Genomic DNA, 20,815 nt, shown 5'->3' on the forward strand with positions numbered 1-20,815 from the left:
ATGGTCAGACACTGCGTCAAGCAAGGCAGTCCACAAGAACGTGCCTCGTCGTCTGCAGGCGCGACAAATTCCCGGTCAGCGCGTCCCACCGCGCCGACCCTTTGCGTGAGGAGTATCCCGGGTCATGTCTCGCTTACCTGTCATAGTCGGTTTCGGTGGTTACAACTCGGCCGGACGCAGCTCGTTCCATCACGGCTTCCGGCGCATGGTCATCGAATCCCTGGACAGCGAAACCCGCCAGCAGACCCTGGCAGGCCTGGCGGTGATGATGAGGCAGGTGAGCTACAGCGAAGGCGCCTACCGTGACGCCGACGGACTGATCATCACCCCGGCCGAAATCGAACAGCGCTTCGGCGCATACATCCTCGAGCACACCCTGATCCGCCGCATCGAGAAGCAGCACCTGGATGTCGACGCCGCACACTGGCAGAAGAGCCTGGTGCTGGACAGCGTCGAGGGCCAGCCGCTGAGCTTCGTCACCAGCCGCAAGCAGCTGCCCGAGCCGCTGCCGGCCAACTGGACGGTGGAACCGCTGTCCGGCAGCCAGGTGCGGGTTTTCCTGCAGGGCAGCTGCGAGGTCAAGGTGGACAGCTACCGGCCGCTGCCGGTGAAATCCGCCGGCCAGCTGCCGACCGGCTTCGAGCCGGGTGAGCTGTACAACTCCCGGTTTCACCCGCGCGGCCTGCAGATGACCATCGTTGGCATGACCGACGCATTGCGCTCGATCGGCATCGACTGGGAACGCATCACCGCCAGCGTGGCGCCGGACGAGATCGCCGTGTACGCCGGCAGCATCATGAGCCAGCTGGACGAGAACGGTTATGGCGGCCTGATGCAGGCGCGCCTGAAGGGCGGCCGGGTCACCTCCAAGCAGCTGCCGCTGGGCCTGAACACCATGCCGGCGGACTTCATCAACGCCTACGTGCTGGGCAGTGTCGGCAGCACCGGCGCCATGTCCGGCGCGTGTGCGACCTTCCTGTACAACCTGCAGAAGGGCATCGATGCCATCCAGAGCGGCCGCGCCCGCGTGGCGGTGGTCGGCAACAGCGAGGCGCCGATCACCGTCGAGTGCATCGACGGCTACGGCGCGATGAGCGCCCTGGCCACCGAGGAAGGCCTGCGCCACATCGAAGGCAGGGACGAGGTGGACTTCCGCCGCGCCAGTCGCCCGTTCGGCGAGAACTGCGGCTTCACCCTGGCCGAGTCCTGCCAGTTCGTGGTGCTGATGGACGATGCCCTGGCGCTGGAGCTGGGTGCCGACATCCACGGCGCCACGCCGGAAGTGTTCGTCAACGCGGACGGTTTCAAGCGCTCCATCTCCGCCCCCGGCCCGGGCAACTACCTGACCCTGGCCAAGGCCGTGGCCAGCGCCATGCAGCTGGTCGGCGAGGACGGCGTGCGCCAGCGCAGCTTCGTGCATGCGCACGGCTCCAGCACCCCGGCCAACCGGGTCACCGAATCCGAGCTGATCGACCGCATCGCCGCAGCCTTCGGCATCCAGGACTGGCCGGTAGCGGCCGTGAAGGCCTATGTCGGCCACTCCCTGGCCCCGGCCAGCGCCGACCAGCTGGTGGCTGCGCTGGGCACCTTCAAGTACGGCATCATCCCCGGCATCAAGACCATCGACCGCGTGGCCGATGATGTGCATCAGCAGCGCCTGCGCATCGCCACCCGCGACCTGCAGCTGGGCGAGCAGGCGATGGACGTCTGCTTCCTCAACTCCAAGGGCTTCGGCGGCAACAACGCCAGCGCCTACGTGCTGGCGCCCCACGTGGTCGAGCGCATGCTGCGCAAGCGCCACGGCGAGGCGGCCTTCGCCGCCTACCAGGAGCGCCGCGAGGCCACCCGCGCCGCCGCCAGCGCCTACGACCAGCAGGCCCTGCGCGGCCAGCTCGACGTGCTCTACCGCTTCGGCGAGGAAATGATCGACGAGCACGCCCTGCAGATCGACGACCAGGGCGTGCAGGTCCCCGGTTTCGCCTTGCCGGTGCGCTACTCCGCCAAGAATCCCTACCGGGACATGGTGGAGTAACCTGCCCGTAGGGTGGACAACGCCTTCCTTGTCCACCATGGCCCCGGCACGGGGCCCGGCACCAACAAAAACGCCGCCCCGAGGGGCGGCGTTTTGCATTGCAACGAAGCAATCAGCCCTGTGGCTCGTCGGCCAGCCAGCCGCCGCCGAGGGCCTTGTACAGGTCCACCTCGCTGACCAGCTGCGCCAGGCGGTCGCCGATCAGTTGCTGGCGCGCCGCGAACAGCTGGCGCTGGGCGACCAGCAGGTTCAGGTAGCTGTCCACCCCGCCCCGGTAGCGACGATCGGCGAGCTGGTAGTACTCCTCACTGGCTGCAAGCAGGTTGCGCTGCGCGTTTACCTGATCGCTGTAAGTGGCACGCGCGGCCAAGCCGTCGGCCACTTCGCGGAAGCCTACCTGGATGGCCTTCTCGTACTGCGCCACCTGGATGTTCTTCGCCACTTCGGCATAGTCGCGGTTGGCGCGCAGGCGGCCGGCGTTGAAGATCGGCACGCTGATGCTCGGTGTGAAGCTCCAGTAGTCCGCATCCGAGCTGAACAGATCGGACAGCTCGCCGCTGGCGAAGCCGGCCGCACCGGTCAGCCCGATGCGCGGGAAGAACGCCGCCCGCGCCGCACCGATGTTGGCATTGGCGGCGCGCAGCTGGTGTTCGGCCTGCAGGATGTCCGGGCGATTCCGCAACAGGTCCGAGGGCAGGCCGGCCGGCACTTCGGCCAGCAGGTCGCTCTCCAGGGCAGTCGCCTCCAGCAGCTCTTCGGGCACTGGGCCACCGAGCAGTTGGGTCAGGGCGTTGCGGTCCTGGGCCACCAGGCGGCTGTACACCGATACGGCACCACGGGTGCTTTCTACGGCGGTTTTGGCCTGGCTCAGGTCCAATGCCGAGGCGACGCCCACGTCGAAGCTGCGCTGGGTCAGCGCCAGGCTTTCCTCGTAGGTCTTCAGCGTGTCGCGGGCCACCTGCAGCAGGGCCTGGTCGGCCTGCAGCGCGAGCCAGGCGTTGGCCACCGAGGCCACCAGGCTGATCTTCGCGCTGCGCTGCGCCGCCTCGCTGGCGAAGTACTGCTCCAGCGCCTGGTCACGCAGGCTGCGCACCCGGCCGAACAGGTCCAGCTCCCAGGACAGCCCCAGGGTGGCGCTGTACTGGGTGCTGGTGCCAGCGGCCAGCGGATTAACCGTTTCGGGCGTATGGCTGCGGCTCATGGCGGCATCGGCGCTGACACCCGGGAACAGGTCGGCGCGCTGGACACGGTACTGGGCGCGGAACGCCTCGACGTTGAGGGTGGCGATGCGCAGGTCGCGGTTGTTCTCCAGGGCAATGCCGATCAGCTGCTGCAGACGGGCATCGCGGAAGAACCCCTGCCAGCCCAGCTCGGCGGCCGGCACGTTGGCTACCTGGCCGGCGTCGGCCTGCAGCGCGGCCGGGGTCCAGCGCTCCGGCAACCCCGATTCGGGGCGCTGGTAGTCGGGAGCCAGGGAGCAGCCTGCAAGCGCTGCCGCCAGCGCCAGTGTCAATGCGGACTTCTTCATCGTGCCTCTCCGTTGCGCTCAGTCTTGCGCGGGGTCTTGAACAGCGCGGTCACCCCGACAAAGAACAGGGGCACCCAGAAAATCACCAGCACGGTGGCGGTGAGCATCCCGCCGACCACGCCGGTCCCGATGGAATGCGCGCTGCCGGCACCCGCACCCGTGGCCAGGGCCAGCGGCACCACGCCCATGGTGAAGGCCAGCGAGGTCATGACGATCGGACGCAGACGCATGCGGCAGGCTTCCACCGCCGCGTCGACCAGGTCCATGCCCTGGTCGTAGAGGTCCTTGGCGAACTCGACGATCAGGATGGCGTTCTTGGCGGTCAGGCCGATGGTGGTCAGCAAGCCCACCTGGAAGAACACGTCGTTGGTCAGGCCGCGTCCCAGGGTGAACAGCACGGCACCGATCAGGCCCAGCGGCACCACCAGCATGACCGCGAACGGGATCGACCAGCTCTCGTACAGGGCGGCCAGGGCCAGGAACACCACCAGCAGCGCCAGGCCGAGCAGGATGGGCAGCTGGCTGCCGGACATGCGCTCTTCGAACGACAGGCCGGTCCAGCTGATGCCGATGCCGTTGGGCAACTGGGCGGCGATCTCCTCGATGGCCGCCATGGCGTCACCGGTGCTGTAGCCCGGCGCGGCGCCGCCCTGGATCTGGATGGATTCCACACCGTTGTAGCGCGACAGCTTCGGCGAGCCGTAGGTCCAGGTACCGGTGGCGAAGGCGCTGAACGGCACCATCTCGCCCTTGTTGTTGCGGATGTACCACTTGTCCAGGTCTTCCGGGTTCATGCGCGCATGCGCCTCGCCCTGCATGAACACCTTCTTCACCCGACCGCGGTCGATGAAGTCGTTCACATAGGCCGAACCCCAGGCGATGGACAGGGTGTTGTTGATGTCGTTCATCGACAGGCCAAGCACCTGCGCCTTCTCGTCGTCGATGAGGATCTGGTACTGCGGTTCGTCGTTAAGGCCGTTGGGCCGCACACCGACCAGGGCCGGGTGCTGCGCGGCCATGCCGAGCAACTGGTTACGGGCGTTCATCAGCGCCTCGTGGCCGAGACCCGCCATGTCCTGCAGGTAGACGTCGAAGCCCGAGGCGTTGCCCAGTTCGATCACCGACGGCGGGACGATGGCGAAGGCCATGGCGTCGCGGTATTGGAAGAAGCGAGCCTGGGCGCGCTGCTGCAGCGCGAACACCGCGTCCTTGGCTTCGGGACGCTTGGCCCAGTCCTTCAGACCGACGAACATCATAGCGGCGTTCTGGCCACGACCGGCGAAGCTGAAGCCTTGCACGCTCATCACGCCTTCCACCGCATCGGCTTCTTCGGTGAGCAGGTAGTCGCGCATCTGGTCGACCATCTTCTCGGTGCGCTCGAAGGACGCACCTACCGGCGCGACCACCTGGACGAACATCACGCCCTGGTCTTCCGGCGGCAGGAACGCGGCCGGCACGCGGAAGAACAGCACGCCCACGGCCACCACGATGGCGACCCAGATACCCAGGAACGACCAGCGGTTGCGCAGCACGCGCCGCACGCCACCCTCGTAGGTGTGCACGCCGTTTTCGAAGGTGCGGTTGAACCAGCCGAAGAAGCCGCGCTTCGCTTCATGATGGCCCTTGGCGATTGGCTTGAGCAGGGTCGCGCAGAGTGCCGGGGTGAAGATCAGCGCCACCAGCACCGACAGCGTCATGGCCGAGGCGATGGTGATGGCGAACTGGCGGTAGATCACGCCCACGGAACCGGCCATGAAAGCCATCGGCACGAACACGGCGGACAGCACGATGCCGATACCCACCAGCGCGCCCTGGATTTGCCCCATGGACTTGCGTGTCGCCTCGCGGGGCGGCAGGCCGTCCTCGACCATCACCCGCTCGACGTTTTCCACTACCACGATGGCGTCGTCCACCAGCAGGCCGATGGCCAGCACCATGGCGAACATGGTCAGGGTGTTGACGCTGTAGCCGAACAGATACAGCACGCCGAAGGTACCCAGCAGGACCACCGGTACCGCCAACGTGGGGATCAGCGTGGCGCGGAAGTTCTGCAGGAACAGGTACATCACCAGGAACACCAGCACGACGGCCTCGAACAGGGTCATCACCACGCTGGAGATGGACGCCGAGATCACCGGGGTGGTATCGAACGGATACACGACTTCCATGCCTTCAGGCAGGAACGGCTCCAGGCGCGAGATGGTGTCGCGCACCGCTTCGGCGGTGGCCAGGGCGTTGGCGCCGGTGGCCAGGGTAATGGCGATACCCGTGGCCGGCTTGCCGTTGTACTTGGCGGAGATATTCTCACGCATGGCGCCCATTTCGACGCGCGCCACATCGCTCAGCCGCACCTGGGAGCCATCCTGGTTCACCTTGAGCAGGATGTTGCGAAACTCTTCCGGGCTCTGCAGGCGGGTCTTGCCGATGATGGTGGCGGTCAGTTGCTGGCCGGGAACCGCCGGCAGGCCACCGAGCTGGCCGGTGGAGACCTGCACGTTCTGCGCCTTGATGGCGTTGCTGACGTCCATGGGCGTCAGCGCGAAGCTCACCAGCTTGGCCGGATCGAGCCAGATACGCATGGAGTAGGAAGAGCCGAACACGGTGAAGTCACCCACGCCCGGGGTCCGCGACAGCGGATCCTGGATGTTGGAAATCACGTAGTCGGACAGGTCGATGTTGCTGTAGCGGCCATCGCTGGACACCAGCGCCACCACCATCAGGAAGCCACCAGCCGCCTTGGTGACGCGGATACCCTGCTGCTGCACTTCCATCGGCAGCAGCGGGGTGGCCAGCTGCAGCTTGTTCTGCACCTGAACCTGGGCGATGTTCGGGTCGGTGCCCTGCTCGAAGGTAATCTTGATCGAGCCGGTGCCGTCGTTGTTGGCTTCGGCGGACATGTAACGCATGCCATCCAGGCCGCTCATCTGCTGTTCGATGACCTGAATGACGGTGTCCTGCACGGTCTGCGCCGAGGCGCCCGGGTAGACGAGACTGATGTTCACCGAGGGCGCGGCGATGCTCGGGTACTGACTGACCGGCAACTGCAGCAGCCCTAGACCGCCGGCGAGCATGACCACCAGGGCGATCACCCAGGCGAAGATTGGGCGGTCAATGAAGAAATTAGGCATGACGAATATCCCTGGGCCGACTTACTGTTGGTTGGCAGTGAGGTTACCGGCCTGCTTGGTCTGCACTGAGATACCGGGCTGGATGTACTGCAGGCCTTCAGTGATCAGCCGGTCGCCCGGCTTGAGACCGGCGCTGACCAGCCAGCGGTTGCCTACGGCACGCTCGGCCTCGACGATGCGCGCCTCGACCTTGCCTTCCATGTTCACCACCATGGCCATCGGGCGACCGCGCGGGTCGCGGGCGATGCCCTGCTGGGGGGCCAGGATGGCGTTTTCCAGCACGCCGCTGACCAGTTCAGCCTTCACGAACATGCCCGGCAGCAGCAGCTTGTCCGGGTTGGGGAACAGCGCGCGCAGGGTCACCGAACCGGTGCTGGCGTCCACGCTGACTTCGGAGAACTCCAGCTTGCCGGTGTGGGCGTAGGTGCTGCCGTCTTCCAGCTTGAGGCTGACCTGGGCAGCGTTCTCGCCGGCCTTCTGCAGGCGGCCAGCGGCCAGATCCTTGCGCAGGCGCAGCAGTTCCGAGCTGGGCTGGGTCACGTCGACGTAGATGGGGTCGAGCTGCTGGATAGTGGCCAGCGGCTGGGCCTGGCCGTTGCTGACCAGCGCGCCCTCGCTCACCGAGGAGCGACCGATGCGGCCATCGATCGGCGCCAGCACCTTGGTGTAACGCACATTGATGCGCGCTTGTTCGAGGTTGGCCTGGGCCTGCAGGTAGGCGGCACGCGCCTCGTCATGAGCCTGCTGGCTGACCGCCTTGTCCTTGACCAGCGCGGCATAGCGCTCGGCCAGCGAGCGGGTGGAAGCCAGGGTGGCTTCGGCGCTCTTCAGGGTGGCTTCGTACACGGCGGCGTCGATCTGGTACAGCTGCTGGCCGGCCTTGACCTCGCTGCCTTCCTCGAACAGACGCTTCTGGATGATGCCGTTGACCTGCGGACGCACCTCGGCGCTGCGATAGGCGGCGGTACGGCCCGGCAACTCGGTGGTCAGCGCGTAGGGCTTGGCTTCCAGAGTAACAATGCCGACCAGCGGAGCCGGAGCGGCACCGGCTCCCTGGGCGGGCGCCTGTTCCTTGCAGGCAGCCAGCATTGACGCAATGGCGAATACGGGAATCAGAGCCACATGGGCGGGCTTGATCGACATGGACAACCTCGTGAGGGTGGAAAGCGAAGACGCGGGAAGAGAACGGAGGGTCTCCCGCTCTCTGCGGCACGTTGAAATTGACGGCGCAATATACTTACATCCATGATTGTTTGTAAATAAGACTAGTCCTTTCCAAATATTGCCCCGCACGCCGCTGCGCACGCGGAAGGCAGAGCACTTGCGACCATGGCCCGACGCACCCGAGAAGAAGCCCTAGCCACCCGTCAGCAGATCCTGGATGCCGCGGAAATCTGCCTCTACGAGCGGGGGCTTTCGCGTACCTCAATGGCGGATATCGCGCAGGCGGCGAACATCAGCCGCGGCGCCGTGTATTGGCACTTCGAGAACAAGGATCAGGTCTTCCAGGCACTGCTGGAAAACCGCAGCCTGCTACTCGCCGACCTGGAGGCCACCACGCGCGACCCCGACACCCAGGATCCCCTGGGCCACATTCACCTGTTGCTGACTCGCCTGTTTCAGCTCTCGGCCCGGGACACCCAGTTCCGGCGCCTCAACGAGATCCTGCTGTTTCGCTGCGAGTACACCGATGCAGACTGCAGCCTGGGGCAGTTCCTGCCCGCCGCTGTGCGGGAATGCCACGGCATCATTGCCCAGGCGTTGGCCAATGCCGTCGACAAGGGTCAGCTACCCACCACCCTCGACCTGCCGACCGCGGCGCGTACGCTGCATGCCTGCGTTTCGGGCCTGATTCGCGAATGGCTGCTGTTGCCCGACGGCTACGACCTGCACCAGGAAGCCGAGCGCCTGGCCAGCAGTTGCCTGGACATGCTGCGCCTGAGCCCGGCGCTGCGGCTGACACCCTGAAATGCAAAACGCCGGCGCAAGGCCGGCGTTCTTTGCATCGGGCAGCGCTTACTTGCGCACGCCTTCCACGGTGAGGATCAGCTCGACGTTCTCGCTCTGCGGGCCGAGGTCCATCTTGATGCCGAAGTCTTTCATCTTGATGTTGGCGGTGCCCTCGAAGCCGGCACGGTAACCGCCCCACGGGTCCTTGCCTTCGCCAAGGAACTTGGCGGCGATCACCACCGGCTTGGTCACGCCGTTCAGGGTCAGGTCGCCGGTGATGTTGGCGGTGCCCTCGCCGGTGGATTCCACGCGGGTGGAGGTAAAGGTCGCGGTCGGGTGCTTGTCGACGTTCAGGAAGTCGCCGCTGCGCAGGTGCTTGTCACGCTCGGCATGGTTGGTGTCCACGCTGGCGGTCTTCAGGGTCACGTTCACCTTGCTGGCTTCCGGACGGGCTGCGTCGAAGCTGAAGCTACCGTCGAAGTCCTTGAAGGTGCCATAGATCCAGCTGTAGCCCAGGTGGCTGATCTTGAAATTGACGAAAGCGTGCTGGCCCTGCTTGTCGATCGCGTAGTCGGCAGCCATGGCCTGGCCGGCGAACAGGGCGGCGCCCAGGGTCAGTGCGGTGAAGGTCTTCTTCAGCATGGGAAATGCTCCTTGATGAAATATCAGTACTTGGCGCGGCCAAACATGCGCCGCAGGGTGTCGTCACGATCGATGAAGTGGTGCTTGAACGCGGCAAGGGCGTGCAACGCGGCGAGAATCACCAGCGCCCAGGCAGCGTAGAAGTGCACGTCGCCCGCCAGGTCTTCCTGGCGCGGGATACCGGTGACCAAGGCCGGCACCTCGAACCAGCCAAACACGCTGATCGGCCGGCCATCGGCCGTGGAAATCAGGTAGCCCGAGAGCATCACCACGAACAGGCCGGCATACAGGGTCAGGTGGCCGGCCGTGCTGGCCAGGCGCACCAGCGGAGTGTGGGTAGGCAGGGCCGCCGGCGGCGGGCTGAGCCAGCGCCAGACCAGTCGCAGCACCATCACCGCCAACAGGATCAGGCCGACACTCTTGTGGATGTCCGGCGCCGTGCGGTACCACTGGCTGTAATAGTTCAGCCCGCGCATCCACAGGCCGAGCGCGAACAGCCCCACCACCGTCAGGGCCACGCCCCAGTGCAGCAGGATGCTGGTCAGGCCGTAATTGCGGGATGAATTTCGCCACTGCATGGCGATCCTCCTTGTTTCTGAATGAACGTAAGACTACCGACAAACCTATCGGGGAAAAGCGAATTTTTTCGCTTCAACCCATCGAACCAGCCGATAAGAACACTGCCCCAGACTTCGTGCTAGGCTCGCCAGGTTTTTTCGCAGGGGGAACCGAACCGATGAGCCTGAACGACCACTGGATGCAACGCGACCTGGCGACCCTCTGGCATCCCTGCACGCAGATGAAGGACCACGAACAGTTGCCGCTGATCCCGATCCGTCGGGGCGAGGGCGTCTGGCTGGAAGATTTCGACGGCAAGCGTTACCTGGACGCAGTCAGCTCCTGGTGGGTCAATGTGTTCGGCCACGCCAACCCGCGCATCGGCGAGCGCATCAAGGCGCAGGTCGACACGTTGGAACACGTGATGCTCGCCGGCTTCAGCCACCAACCGGTGATCGAGCTGTCCGAGCGCCTGGTGCGCCTGGCGCCTCCCGGCCTGGCGCGGGTGTTCTACGCCGACAACGGCTCCTCGGGCATCGAGGTGGCGCTGAAGATGAGCTTCCACTACTGGCGCAACGCCGGGCAGCCGGGCAAGCAGCGCTTCGTCACCCTGACCAACAGCTACCACGGCGAGACCGTGGCGGCCATGTCGGTGGGTGACGTGGCGCTGTTCACCGAAACCTACCGGCCGCTGCTGCTCGACACCCTCAAGGTGCCCAGCCCGGACTGCTGGCATCGCGCCCCCGGGGTGGACTGGGAAACCCACTCGCGGCAGATGTTCAGTCACATGGAACGCACCCTGGCCGAGCATCACCACGAGATCGCCGCCGTGATCGTCGAGCCGCTGATCCAGGGCGCGGGCGGCATGCGCATGTATCACCCGATCTATCTGACCCTGCTGCGCGAGGCCTGTGACCGCCATGGCGTGCACCTGATCGCCGACGAGATCGCCGTCGGCTTCGGCCGCACCGGCACACTGTTCGCCTGCGAGCAGGCCGGCATCACGCCGGATTTCCTGGTGCTGTCCAAGGCGCTCACCGGTGGCTATCTGCCGATGGCCGCCGTGCTGACCACCGATACGGTGTACCAGGCCTTCTACGACGACTACCCGACCCTGCGCGCCTTCCTGCATTCGCACACCTATACCGGCAACCCGCTGGCCTGCGCCGCCGCGCTGGCCACGCTGGACATCTTTGAGCAGGACAACGTGATCGAGGCCAACCGCGCGCTGGCCGCGCACATGGGCCGCGCCTGCGCGCACCTGGCCGAGCATCCGCAGGTGGGTGAAGTGCGCCAGACCGGCATGGCCCTGGCCATCGAGCTGGTCGCGGACAAAGCCTCGAAGACCCCCTATCCGTGGCAGGAGCGACGCGGCCTGGCGGTTTACCGCCACGCCCTGCAACGCGGCGCGCTGCTGCGCCCCCTGGGCAACGTGGTGTACCTGCTGCCGCCCTATGTGATCACGCCCGAGCAGATCGATTTCCTGGCCGAGGTGGCCGGTGAAGGCATCGACCTGGCCACCCGCACCGCCGTCAGCGTGGCCGTGCCGGCCGGCGCGCCGGCGGAGTTTCGCGATCCGGGGTAGCGGGGTGCGGCGATAAAAGCTCGCGGACAAGTCCGCTCCCACGAAAAGCGGTGCGCGGCCCGGACCTGCGGGAGCGAATTCCTTCGCGAGCGTTTGGCCGGGCACACACCGCAACGGCAACCAAATACAGAGTTGTCCGCCCGATGGCTGCCCGGGTGCTTTAAGCTTGCCACCTTCCATTGGCTACCCCCGCACCTTCCCATGCGCCTTTCCCGCTTCTTCATTGATGCCCCGCTCTCCCTCGGCCGCCATGAGCTGCCCGAGGCCCAGGCCCACTACATTGGACGCGTGCTGCGCCTGGCGCCGGGCGCCGCGGTGCAGCTGTTCGACGGCAGTGGCCGGGAGTACCTCAGCGAGCTGGTCGAGGTGGGCAAGAAGAGCGTCAGTGTGGAGCTGCACGAGGCCTTCGACGGACTGGCCGAGCCCGCTCTGCGCATCCACCTGGGCCAGGGCCTTTCCCGGGGAGAGCGCATGGACTGGGCCATCCAGAAGGCCACCGAGCTTGGCGTGGCGGAGATCACCCCGCTGGTCAGCGAGCGCTGCGAGGTGCGCCTGAAGGATGAACGCGCCGACAAGCGCCTGGCCCACTGGCGCCAGATCGCCATCAGCGCCTGCGAGCAGTGCGGCCGTTCCGTGCTGCCGGTGATTCATGCGCCGGTCAGTTTGGACGATTGGCAGCGCCAGGTGCAGGCTGAGCTGAAGCTGGTACTGCACCCGGTAGCCGAGCCGCTGGCCAGCCATGCGCGGCCATCCAGCCTGGCCTTCCTCATCGGCCCCGAGGGTGGGCTGTCGGACGCCGAGGTGGAGCAGGCGAAACATCACGGCTTCCACGCCGCCCGCCTGGGGCCGCGCGTGCTGCGCACGGAAACCGCGCCGGTGGTGGCGCTGAGCGTGGCGCAGCAGCTGTGGGGGGATTTCTAACGGATCGGACCAACGATCCAATAGAGAACCTGCGGAGCCGATTGTTTGTGGGAGCTGACTCGCTCGCGAGCTTTTCGGGAGGGCGATACCAGAAGATCGCGAATGAATTCGCTCCCACAGGAGGACCGCGCCGGCGTGGCCGACCGGCTCAGATCAACCCGGCGTCCGCCAACTTCTGTTCCAGGCCTTCCAGGTCGGGGATCTTCACCAATTCGTCGCCGATGCGTACCGCCGCCAGCTCCAGCGGCGCCAGCGTGCCGACTGCTGCCGGCAGGTCGGCGTCGACCTTGAGCGAGCGCGGGATACCCTGCAGCAGCAGGGCCAGGAACGGCGTGCCGGGGCGGTCGCCGATGGCGTTCAGCACGGCGATGCGCGCGTTGCGGCCAACCTCGGTGCGCGACCCGCTGGCCACCTCGAACGACAGCAGCGGCAGCGTCAGGTTGCGCCAACCGATGTAGCCCAACAGCCAGTCCGGCATGCCGTCGCGTCGCTCCGGTGTCTGATAGGGCACCAGCTCGGCCATGGCCACGTTGGGCAGCAGCAGCGTGCGATCACGCAGCGGCATCAACAGCGCGGTCAGGCTGCTGGCGGTGTTCTGGAGGGCGGGGGTTTGGCTCATGTGCGAATTCCTTTAGGCGTCCCGGGGGCGCTCGGCCAGATGCTTCACCAGCGCCGCCGCCAGTTCGCGCGGGTTGCCGCTGAGTTCGCTGTAGCCCCCTTCGCGGAGGCTGTCGGGCATGCTGGAACAGACGCAGCTGTCGCCGCTCTGTGTCCAGATCGGCGCGCCCTGGCGACGCACATAGGCCGCCGAGGCGCTGCCGTCGCTGCCCATGCCACTGAAGGCGATCACGCCGCAGCGCGCGCCGAACTGACCGGCAAGGCTGAGCATCATCTGGTCGATGGACGGGCTGTAAGGCTCCGGCCAGCCGCGTTCGAGCAGCGTCAGACTGCCGTCGGCGGCGAAGCCCAGTTCATTGGCAATCGGCACCACCTGCACCTCGCCGTTGCACAGGGGCCTGCCGGGTTGCAGCTGGCGCACCGTCCATTGGCTATGACGGCCCACCGCCTGCGGCAGACTGGCCTCGAAACCGGCATCGATGTGCTGGGCATACAGGAAGGCCACCGGCAGGCCGGCCGGCAGCGCGTCGAGAAACGCCTTGACCGCCACCGGCCCACCCAGCGAAGCGGCCAGCAGCCAGACTTCGCGGGCCGGCTCGTCCGGCGCCTGAGCCAGGCTCGCCGGCAGGGTCAGCGGCTCGACGGTCTCGTTTTCGCTCAGCAGGCCTTGCAGGCTCGGTCCCACCGCGGCGGCCGGATCGCCTACCAGGCGCTTGAGCTTGCCGAACAGGCTGCGCTCCCAGCGTGGGTAGTGTTCGGAGCTGCGCTCCGGCGCCTTGCCCTCGCCGAACAGCACCGGGACGTCCCCTTCCAGCAGGTCATCGAGCACGGGCAGGTCTTCGCCCTGCGCCAGGTCGACCAGCCAGAGATCGGCGGCACAGTCCTGCAGCTCGTCCGGCGCCATGCCGGCGGGGTCCTGGTTGAACACCACCTGATAGCCACTGCCGGCCAGCGCACGCTGGAGAATGTGACGCTGCAGGGAAGTGTCGGCGAGAATCGCGATTCGGGCGGTCATGGGTGCTGTACCAGAGCGTGGATACGGTCGAGCAGCTGGGCCTCTTGGTAGGGCTTGCCCAGGTAGTCGTTGACGCCGATGGCCATGGCCCGCTCCCGGTGTTTCTCACCGGTGCGCGAGGTGATCATGATGATCGGCAGGTCCGCCAGTTGCGGGTCGTGACGCACCAGGGTGGCCACTTCGAAGCCGTCCATGCGCGGCATCTCGATGTCCAGCAGCATGATGTCCGGTTTGAATTCCTGCAGCTGGGTGATGGCGTCGACGCCGTCCTTGGCGGTGACCACATTCATGCCCTGGCGTTCGAGCAGGCGCGTGGTGACCTTGCGCACGGTGACCGAGTCGTCCACCACCATCACGGTCAGCGCGCGCGCTTCGGCCTCGGCCTCCGGCGCGGCGGGCTCGACGCTCAGTTGCGGCTGGGCGAAGCGGCGCGGCAGCGCCTGCAGCTGGCGCTTGCGCAGCAGGGTCATGAAGTCGAGGATCACCACCACGCGGCCATCGCCGAGGATGGTGGCACCGGAGATACCAGCCACCCGGGCGAACTGCGGGCCGAGGCTCTTCACCACGATTTCTCGCGAGCCGGCCAGGCTGTCCACCTGCACGGCGATGCTGTGGTCCGCCGAGCGCACCAGGATCACCGGCAGCGGCAGGGTCTGCCCCATCAGCTTGGGCTGCTGGCCATTGTTCAGCAGTTCGCCCAGGTAACGCAGCTCGTAGCGCTGCCCGGCGTACTCGAAGCGCGGCGCGTCCGGGCCGTAATAGGCCTCCAGCTCGTAGGGCGAAACGCGCACGATGCCTTCGATATTGCTCAGCGGCACGGCATAGAGATCTTCGCCGGAATGCACCATCAGCGCCCGGTTGACCGACACGGTGAACGGCAGGCGAATGATGAAGCGCGTGCCCTGCCCTTCGCCCGACTCGATGCTCACCGAGCCGCCGAGCTGCTTGATTTCCGAGCTGACCACGTCCAGGCCCACGCCGCGACCGGAGATCTGGGTGATCTTCTCGGCGGTGGAGAAACCGGCCGCCAGGATGAACTGCAGCACCTCGTGGTCGGTAATGTCACTGTCCGCGGCCATCAGCCCGCGTTCGATTGCCTTGCGGCGTACCGCGTCCAGGCGAATGCCGCCGCCGTCGTCCGCCAGGGTCAGCACGATCTCGCCACCCTCGCGGGCGAGGTTGAGGCTGATGGTGCCCTGGTCCGGCTTGCCGGCGGCACGCCGCACCTCGACCGGCTCGATGCCGTGGTCCACGGCATTGCGCAGCATGTGCTCCATGGGCGCGATGATGCGCTCCAGCACGCTGCGGTCCATTTCCCCCTCGGCGTTGCCGACCACCATCTCGACCTGCTTGCCCAGTTCCGCCGACACCTGGCGCACGATGCGCCGCAGACGCGGCACCAGGCGATCGAAGGGCACCATGCGGGTTCGCATCAGGCCTTCCTGCAGTTCGGTGTTGACCCGCGACTGCTGCAGCAGCAGGGTTTCCGCGTCACGGTTCTTGGCTGCCAGGGTTTCCTTGAGGTCCAGCAGGTCGGAGGCCGACTCGAACAGCGCCCGCGACAACTGCTGCAGCTGGGAATGGCGGTCCATCTCCAGTGGGTCGAAGTCCTCGTAGCCGGCACGCTCGGCCTCGGCCTGGTAGCGACTGAGGATCTGCGCCTGGGTTTCGGTGTCCAGGCGGCGCAATTGGTCGCGCACCCGTTCGATGGTGGCTTCCATCTCGCCCAGGGTGTAGCCGACATCGTTGACCTGCTGCTCGACCCGGCCGCGGAAGATGGAGGTCTCGCCCGCCAGGTTGACCAGGTCATCCAGTAGTTCCGCCGGCACCTTGACCAGCTCCTGCGGCGCGCGGCGCGCGGCGGCCGCCTCGCGGGCCTCCTCGGCCTGGCGTACGAAGGGCAGCACACGGGCGGTGGACGCGACCGGCTCGACCGGCGCCAGCACCGGTTCCTGCGGCGCGGGGACGGCCAGCGGCGCCGGCGGCGTGACAGGCGCCGGGGCGGCGGGGACCAGATCTTCCTCGCTGAGGATGGCTCGCAAGCCGTCCACTGCCGCTTGCAGGACGGCGAACTCGTTCTGCACGAGTTCGAACAGGCCCTCGGATGGCTCGCCCTGCTGCCGCGCCTCGATCAGGCGCTGCTCCAGCTCGTGACTGAGGGTACCGATGTGCGCCTGGCCGGCCAGTCGTGCCCCACCCTTGAGGGTATGCAGGATGCGCAACAAGTCGTCGAAGGGAACCGCCTCGCGCATCGCGTCCCAGTCCTGGATACAGGACTGCAGCGCCTCGATGAGCTCGTCGGCCTCTTCGCGGAAGATTTCCAGAATCTCCTCGTCCACCTCATCGCCGGGCTTCGCCTGCACCACCGGCTCGGCGGCGGCCACGACCGATGATTCCTCGACCGGCTGCAGGGTAACGCTGAGCGGCTCGCTCAACTGCTCCTCGGGGGCGGCCACGTACTCCTGCAGCGCCGCGATCAGCTCCTCGCCAGCAGGGACCGGAAGACCGTCGCGCACGGCCTCCAGCTGCGTCCTGATATGTGCGTGACTGCGTTCCAGCAGATCGAACAATGGCTCGCCGCTGCGCAGGCGCCCATCGGCCAACTGGCGATAGAGCATTTCCAGCTCATAGCCAAGATCACCGATCGGTTGCACGTCGGCCATCCGCGCGCAGCCCTTGATGGTGTGCAGGTCCCGTTGCAGGGTCTCGATTTCCAGCGCGTTCTGCGGATCGGCGCGCCAGCGCTGCAATGCCTCGCGGGCATCCTCGATGAGTCCGAAGCTCTCTTCGAGGAACAGCGCCATCAGCTCGGGGTCAGCCTGCACATCCAGCGCATCAACTTCGCCCTCGCCCGCCGCAGGCACCTGCAGCTCGATCTCTTCAAGCTCGCCGAAACCCTCCAGATCCAGTGCTTCGGCCGCCTCCAGGGCCGCCCACAGGTCGCCCTCGGGGCTGGCCGTGGTCGGCTCCGCCGCCTGCGGCTCCAGGCTGACGGCACCGGTTTCCCGATAATCCTGCACGGCGCGGATCAGCGAGCTGGCCACCGTCACCGGCTCGCGGGCCTGCAGTTGTTCGATCTGTTGGGCCAGACGGTCATGGCACTTGTGCAGCAGCCAGGCCAGGGTCGGCTCGGCAGTGAAGCGCTGCTGCATCAGGCCTTCGTAAAGGAATTCCAGTTCATGGGCCAAGTCGCCGATCGCGGTAACACCGGTCATGCGTGCACCGCCCTTGAGGGTGTGCAGATCGCGCTGCAGTCCGCCCAGCGCATCCAGGTCCTGCGTATCGGCCAGCCAGTCCTCCAGGGACTGGGCGGCGCTGTCCAGAATGTCGCCCGCTTCGTCGAGGAAGATCTCGACCATCTCCTCGTCCAGCTCGTCGACCGGCTGCGCGGCTGGGCACCCCGTCTCCGCTGCGTCGGGCGCATCCTCCAGACTGGGGGGCGCCTCCTCCGACGTATCGAACGCCAGTTCGAGCGGTTCCAGTTCGAGCAGGCTGTCGGGCAGCGCATCAATGTCGAACGCCGGCTCATCGAGCAGGGCTGGCGGCATCAACAGCGCGGCCAACGCGGCGATGCGATCCGGACGCGGGCTGACCTGCAGCGCGGCGGCCACCTGGTCGAGCATGCCAATGAGCGCCTCATGGGCCGCCAGGGCTTCCTCGAAGAAGCGCGCATCGGTGGCCAGGCCTTGGTCCGCCACGGCGGCATACACTTGCGACACCGCCTCGCAAAGCTCAGCCAGCGGCGCCAGCTTGGCCTGCCTGGCGCCCTGCCAGAGTGCTTCCACGGCGGCCCGCAGGCCACCCAGCGGGCTGGGTGCCTGCGGCTGGTCGCGCCAGCCGGCCAGCAGCTCCTCGCTGTCCAGCAGGGTGTCGATGTGGTTGCCCAGATGCCGCCCGAGCAGCTCCGACGCATGGGGTTCGCTGCTGGTGCGCTTGGCCTCGGCCTGGTTCAGGCGTTCCTTCTGCAGGCTCTGCACGGCGACCTGGAACGCCTCGGTGCCCGGCAGCGGCGCGTGCGGCGTGCTATCAAGCTGCGCCAGGCCCTGCTGCAACAGCTCGCGGGCCTGGGCGAGCAGCCCGGCCAGTTCGCGATCGACCGGAATCTGGTGGTTGTGGAATTCCTTGACCAGCCGCTCCAGCGGCATGGCGACCTCGGCCATCGGCAGGATGCCGGCCATGTGCGCGCTGCCCTTGAGGGTATGCAGCGCCCGCTGCAGACGGTCGTTGACCGGCTGCGGCAGGATCTGCGCACACTCCGCCAGGAACTGGTCGAGCGTCTCCAGGTGGCTCTCCGCCTCGTTGCGGAAGATATCCAGTAACTGCGGGTCCAGTCCGCTGGCATCGGCGGCGTCATCCACCGCCACCGCGCGAGGGAGGGACGGCGCAGGCTGCTGGCCGCGGGACAGCGCATGGGCTGCGGCAGCCAGGCGGTCGACATCATCGCGCTGACGCTGCGCCTTGGCAGCGAACTCGTCGACCAGCTCGGGCAGCAGTCCCACCACCTCGCCGACCAGCTCGTGCACCGCCGGACCAGCCTCAATGCTGCGGTCCAACAGGCGATTGAAGAGGTTCTCCACCGCCCAGGCCAGTTCGCCGATGATCAGCGCGCGCACCATGCGACCGCTGCCCTTGAGGGTGTGGAAGGCGCGCCGGACTTCGCTCAGCGCTTCACGGTTGTCGTTGTTGGCGCGCCATTGCGGCAGGAACTGGTTGATGGTGTCGAGCACCTCGCCAGCTTCCTCGATGAACACCTCGAGCAGCTCTTCGTCCACCGGCTCCTCGTCGGCAGGCGGCGGCAGGAGGCTGGGCGGAGCATCCTGGGCGGGCGGATTGATGGCCTGCACCGGCGCGGCCAGCACATCGGCCACCGTCAGCACCGGCGCGGGTTCAGGCTCGGGTTTCGCGGCCAGCGGTTCGGCCGGAGGCGTCAGGCCCTCGGCATCCAGCTCCAGCAGTTCGAACATCGACGGCGCGGGCGTGTGCGACGCGGCCTCTTGCTCAGGGGCGAACAGATCGTCGACGAAATCCGCCAGCGTGGCCGGCGCGGCAATAGCCGGCTGTTCCATCTGCGGCTCGCGCATGTCGTCGGCCAGCCAGTCCAGCACCGGCTCGGCCGGAACAGCAGCCTCCTCGGCCGGCAGCGCGCGGGGCGCATAGCCCAGGCTGCACAGGCTTTCCTCGGCCACGTCGAGAATCACTTCACCCTGGCTGGCATGGTCCTCGCTGAGGCGTTCCAGGTAGTACTCGACGCCGGTGATGGCGTCGGCCAAGGTATCCAGGTGCTGCCAGTCCGGCACTGCACGGGGCTCCAGCAGACGCTCGCAGATGTAACGCCGGCAGGCTTCAAGCAACTCGGCGGCGCGCTGCAGCGGAATCATGCCCAGTCCGCCGCGCACCTGGGTGAGCAGCTCCGGGACCCGAGCCAGATGTTCGTGGTTCCACTGCGAGGCGATGAACTCGATGATGGCGTCCTTGGCCTGTTCGAGACCGGTACGCGCCTCACGGATCACCAACTGGTGGATCTGCGTCACATCAGTGGTGGGCAGGCGGCTCTGCTCGCTCTGGCTGTCGTTATCCATGCCGGCGATGCCGGACAGGGTCGCCTCGACATACAGCAGCGCGCCGGCGATATCCATCAGCGCGCCATCATCGGCGGTCTTTTCGCCGTCGAGCAGCAGCTGCACGGTGTTCAGCTGGTCGAGAATGGCCTTGCGCGGCTGGGCGAAACCCAGCACCGCCAGGGTGTCGGCGATCTGCTTGAGAGGTGCCTGCAGGCCGCTCAGCTCGGCCAGGTTCTGCCGGTCGCTGCGCACGAACAGGTCCAGGCTGTCCTTGATACGCACAAGCTCTTCGCACAGGGCCGCCACCACCGAGCGGATCGCACCGCGGTCCGGGCCGACCAGCTGGCCGCGCTCGGCACCCGACACCGCTTCTCCCGGAAGCGCTTGGTCGAGGCGGAAACGGGCCTTCAGCTCGGCAATGCGCGGCGTTTCGAAGCTGGCCTTGGCCAGGTGGAACAGCAGGTTCTTGGTCAGCTCCAGCGGCGCGGCATGGTTGAAGCCGGCGGCCCCCTCGCTCACCAGCCGCTTGAGCTCCTTGTCCAGCTGCTGCAACAGCACATGCACGGAGGGGCCGGAGGGCACGCTGCCACTGACCAGCCCTTCGACCACGCCGGCGGCAATTTCCCACAGCGGCTCCAGGGGCGACTCGCGGCCCAGATCAGCGAGCTTCAGGTAGACCTTTTCCAGCTGGGCCAGATTCTTGGCCGACTCCTGCCCGCGCAGCAGGCCCACCATCGCCACCTGCTGCAACTGGCGCAGCTTGCGCAGCAACTGGGGGAATTCGGGGGTATTCAGCAGCGCCAGGGACTCACGCGACAAGGCCGGAATCGGCGCGGACAGGTCCGGCGCGAACAGGCTGGTTTCCGGCAGGGGCTGCTCGCCGCGCGCACTGCGCAGTTCGTTGAGCAGCGGCAACAGCAGCAGCGGCAGATCGGTGCGCGTGCTGTGCACGCGATCCAGGTACACCGGCAGCTGCAGGATGGCCTGCATGAGGATCTGCAGCGCCTCGCTCTGGTCGGCGACACGGTTCTCCAGCAGCGCCTGGGCCAGCCGCTCCATCTCCTCGGCGAGCAGGGCGGCACCATAGAACTCCACCATCTGCAGGGTGCCGTGGACCTGGTGGACATAGGTCAGGCAGAAGCTCAGGCGTGTGCTGTCCTCGCGGTTCTCGACGAACGCTTCCAGGGCCTGGCGCGCCTGGTTGAGCGTCTCGGCGATTTCGCCCTTGACCCATTCCAGGGCGACATAGTCGTGCCGATCCCCCATAGCCACTCCAG

Annotated in this window: 12 protein-coding genes; 4 read left to right on the forward strand and 8 right to left on the reverse strand. The window is 66.9% G+C overall.

The genetic code is table 11. From position 1 onward, the window contains the following. Positions 1-124: 124 nt before the first annotated feature. Positions 125-2,032, forward strand: a complete 1,908-nt coding sequence (locus AS93_RS0102370) for a beta-ketoacyl synthase (RefSeq protein ID WP_027589091.1) — start codon at positions 125-127, stop codon at positions 2,030-2,032. Between the two features lie 112 nt (positions 2,033-2,144). Here AS93_RS0102370 and AS93_RS0102375 read toward each other — a convergent pair whose 3' ends face one another. Genes AS93_RS0102375 through AS93_RS0102385 form a run of 3 tightly spaced genes read right to left on the reverse strand, consistent with a single transcriptional unit; the run spans position 2,145 to position 7,831 of the window. Continuing rightward, a complete protein-coding gene (locus AS93_RS0102375; RefSeq protein WP_027589092.1) occupies positions 2,145-3,560 on the reverse strand; it encodes an efflux transporter outer membrane subunit in 1,416 nt (471 codons plus the stop codon). Next, positions 3,557-6,688: an efflux RND transporter permease subunit gene (locus AS93_RS0102380; protein ID WP_027589093.1), complete on the reverse strand. Its 3,132-nt coding sequence runs from the start codon at positions 6,686-6,688 to the stop codon at positions 3,557-3,559. Before AS93_RS0102380 ends, AS93_RS0102375 begins: the two co-directional genes overlap by 4 nt. Before the next feature lie 21 nt (positions 6,689-6,709). Then, positions 6,710-7,831, reverse strand: a complete 1,122-nt coding sequence (locus AS93_RS0102385; protein WP_027589094.1) for an efflux RND transporter periplasmic adaptor subunit — start codon at positions 7,829-7,831, stop codon at positions 6,710-6,712. Between the two features lie 186 nt (positions 7,832-8,017). On the opposite strand from AS93_RS0102385, the gene AS93_RS0102390 reads away from it, so the two are divergent. After that, positions 8,018-8,656: a TetR family transcriptional regulator gene (locus AS93_RS0102390; RefSeq protein WP_027589095.1), complete on the forward strand. Its 639-nt coding sequence runs from the start codon at positions 8,018-8,020 to the stop codon at positions 8,654-8,656. A gap of 48 nt (positions 8,657-8,704) precedes the next feature. Here AS93_RS0102390 and AS93_RS0102395 read toward each other — a convergent pair whose 3' ends face one another. Next, positions 8,705-9,280: a YceI family protein gene (locus AS93_RS0102395; protein ID WP_027589096.1), complete on the reverse strand. Its 576-nt coding sequence runs from the start codon at positions 9,278-9,280 to the stop codon at positions 8,705-8,707. 23 nt (positions 9,281-9,303) lie between these two features. Then, complete coding sequence (locus AS93_RS0102400; protein ID WP_027589097.1) at positions 9,304-9,858, reverse strand: cytochrome b; 555 nt, start codon at positions 9,856-9,858, stop codon at positions 9,304-9,306. A gap of 158 nt (positions 9,859-10,016) precedes the next feature. On the opposite strand from AS93_RS0102400, the gene AS93_RS0102405 reads away from it, so the two are divergent. Further along, a complete protein-coding gene (locus tag AS93_RS0102405) occupies positions 10,017-11,423 on the forward strand; it encodes an adenosylmethionine--8-amino-7-oxononanoate transaminase (protein WP_027589098.1) in 1,407 nt (468 codons plus the stop codon). A 201-nt stretch (positions 11,424-11,624) separates the two neighbouring features. Then, on the forward strand, positions 11,625-12,344 hold the full coding sequence (locus tag AS93_RS0102410; RefSeq protein WP_027589099.1) for a 16S rRNA (uracil(1498)-N(3))-methyltransferase: 720 nt from the start codon (positions 11,625-11,627) through the stop codon (positions 12,342-12,344). Positions 12,345-12,492: 148 nt separating this feature from the next. Here the strand turns inward: AS93_RS0102410 and AS93_RS0102415 are convergent, their stop codons facing one another. Genes AS93_RS0102415 through AS93_RS0102425 form a run of 3 tightly spaced genes read right to left on the reverse strand, consistent with a single transcriptional unit; the run spans position 12,493 to position 20,804 of the window. After that, complete coding sequence (locus tag AS93_RS0102415) at positions 12,493-12,963, reverse strand: chemotaxis protein CheW (protein ID WP_027589100.1); 471 nt, start codon at positions 12,961-12,963, stop codon at positions 12,493-12,495. Positions 12,964-12,975: 12 nt separating this feature from the next. Beyond that, positions 12,976-13,977 (reverse strand): chemotaxis protein CheB, encoded by a 1,002-nt coding sequence (locus AS93_RS0102420; RefSeq protein ID WP_027589101.1) that lies wholly within the window; start codon positions 13,975-13,977, stop codon positions 12,976-12,978. Further along, on the reverse strand, positions 13,974-20,804 hold the full coding sequence (locus AS93_RS0102425; protein WP_027589102.1) for an Hpt domain-containing protein: 6,831 nt from the start codon (positions 20,802-20,804) through the stop codon (positions 13,974-13,976). Before AS93_RS0102425 ends, AS93_RS0102420 begins: the two co-directional genes overlap by 4 nt. Positions 20,805-20,815 lie beyond the last annotated feature (11 nt).

It is taken from the genome of Pseudomonas sp. RL, assembly GCF_000647775.1.
GTDB lineage: Bacteria > Pseudomonadota > Gammaproteobacteria > Pseudomonadales > Pseudomonadaceae > Serpens > Serpens flexibilis.

Coding starts and splice junctions, on each gene's coding strand:
- AS93_RS0102420 (WP_027589101.1), bottom strand. CDS start 13,977: ATGACCGCCCGAATCGCGATTCTCGCCGACACTTCCCTGCAGCGTCAC.
- AS93_RS0102390 (WP_027589095.1), top strand. CDS start 8,018: ATGGCCCGACGCACCCGAGAAGAAGCCCTAGCCACCCGTCAGCAGATC.
- AS93_RS0102400 (WP_027589097.1), bottom strand. CDS start 9,858: ATGCAGTGGCGAAATTCATCCCGCAATTACGGCCTGACCAGCATCCTG.
- AS93_RS0102385 (WP_027589094.1), bottom strand. CDS start 7,831: ATGTCGATCAAGCCCGCCCATGTGGCTCTGATTCCCGTATTCGCCATT.
- AS93_RS0102410 (WP_027589099.1), top strand. CDS start 11,625: ATGCGCCTTTCCCGCTTCTTCATTGATGCCCCGCTCTCCCTCGGCCGC.
- AS93_RS0102425 (WP_027589102.1), bottom strand. CDS start 20,804: ATGGGGGATCGGCACGACTATGTCGCCCTGGAATGGGTCAAGGGCGAA.
- AS93_RS0102380 (WP_027589093.1), bottom strand. CDS start 6,688: ATGCCTAATTTCTTCATTGACCGCCCAATCTTCGCCTGGGTGATCGCC.
- AS93_RS0102375 (WP_027589092.1), bottom strand. CDS start 3,560: ATGAAGAAGTCCGCATTGACACTGGCGCTGGCGGCAGCGCTTGCAGGC.
- AS93_RS0102370 (WP_027589091.1), top strand. CDS start 125: ATGTCTCGCTTACCTGTCATAGTCGGTTTCGGTGGTTACAACTCGGCC.
- AS93_RS0102395 (WP_027589096.1), bottom strand. CDS start 9,280: ATGCTGAAGAAGACCTTCACCGCACTGACCCTGGGCGCCGCCCTGTTC.
- AS93_RS0102405 (WP_027589098.1), top strand. CDS start 10,017: ATGAGCCTGAACGACCACTGGATGCAACGCGACCTGGCGACCCTCTGG.
- AS93_RS0102415 (WP_027589100.1), bottom strand. CDS start 12,963: ATGAGCCAAACCCCCGCCCTCCAGAACACCGCCAGCAGCCTGACCGCG.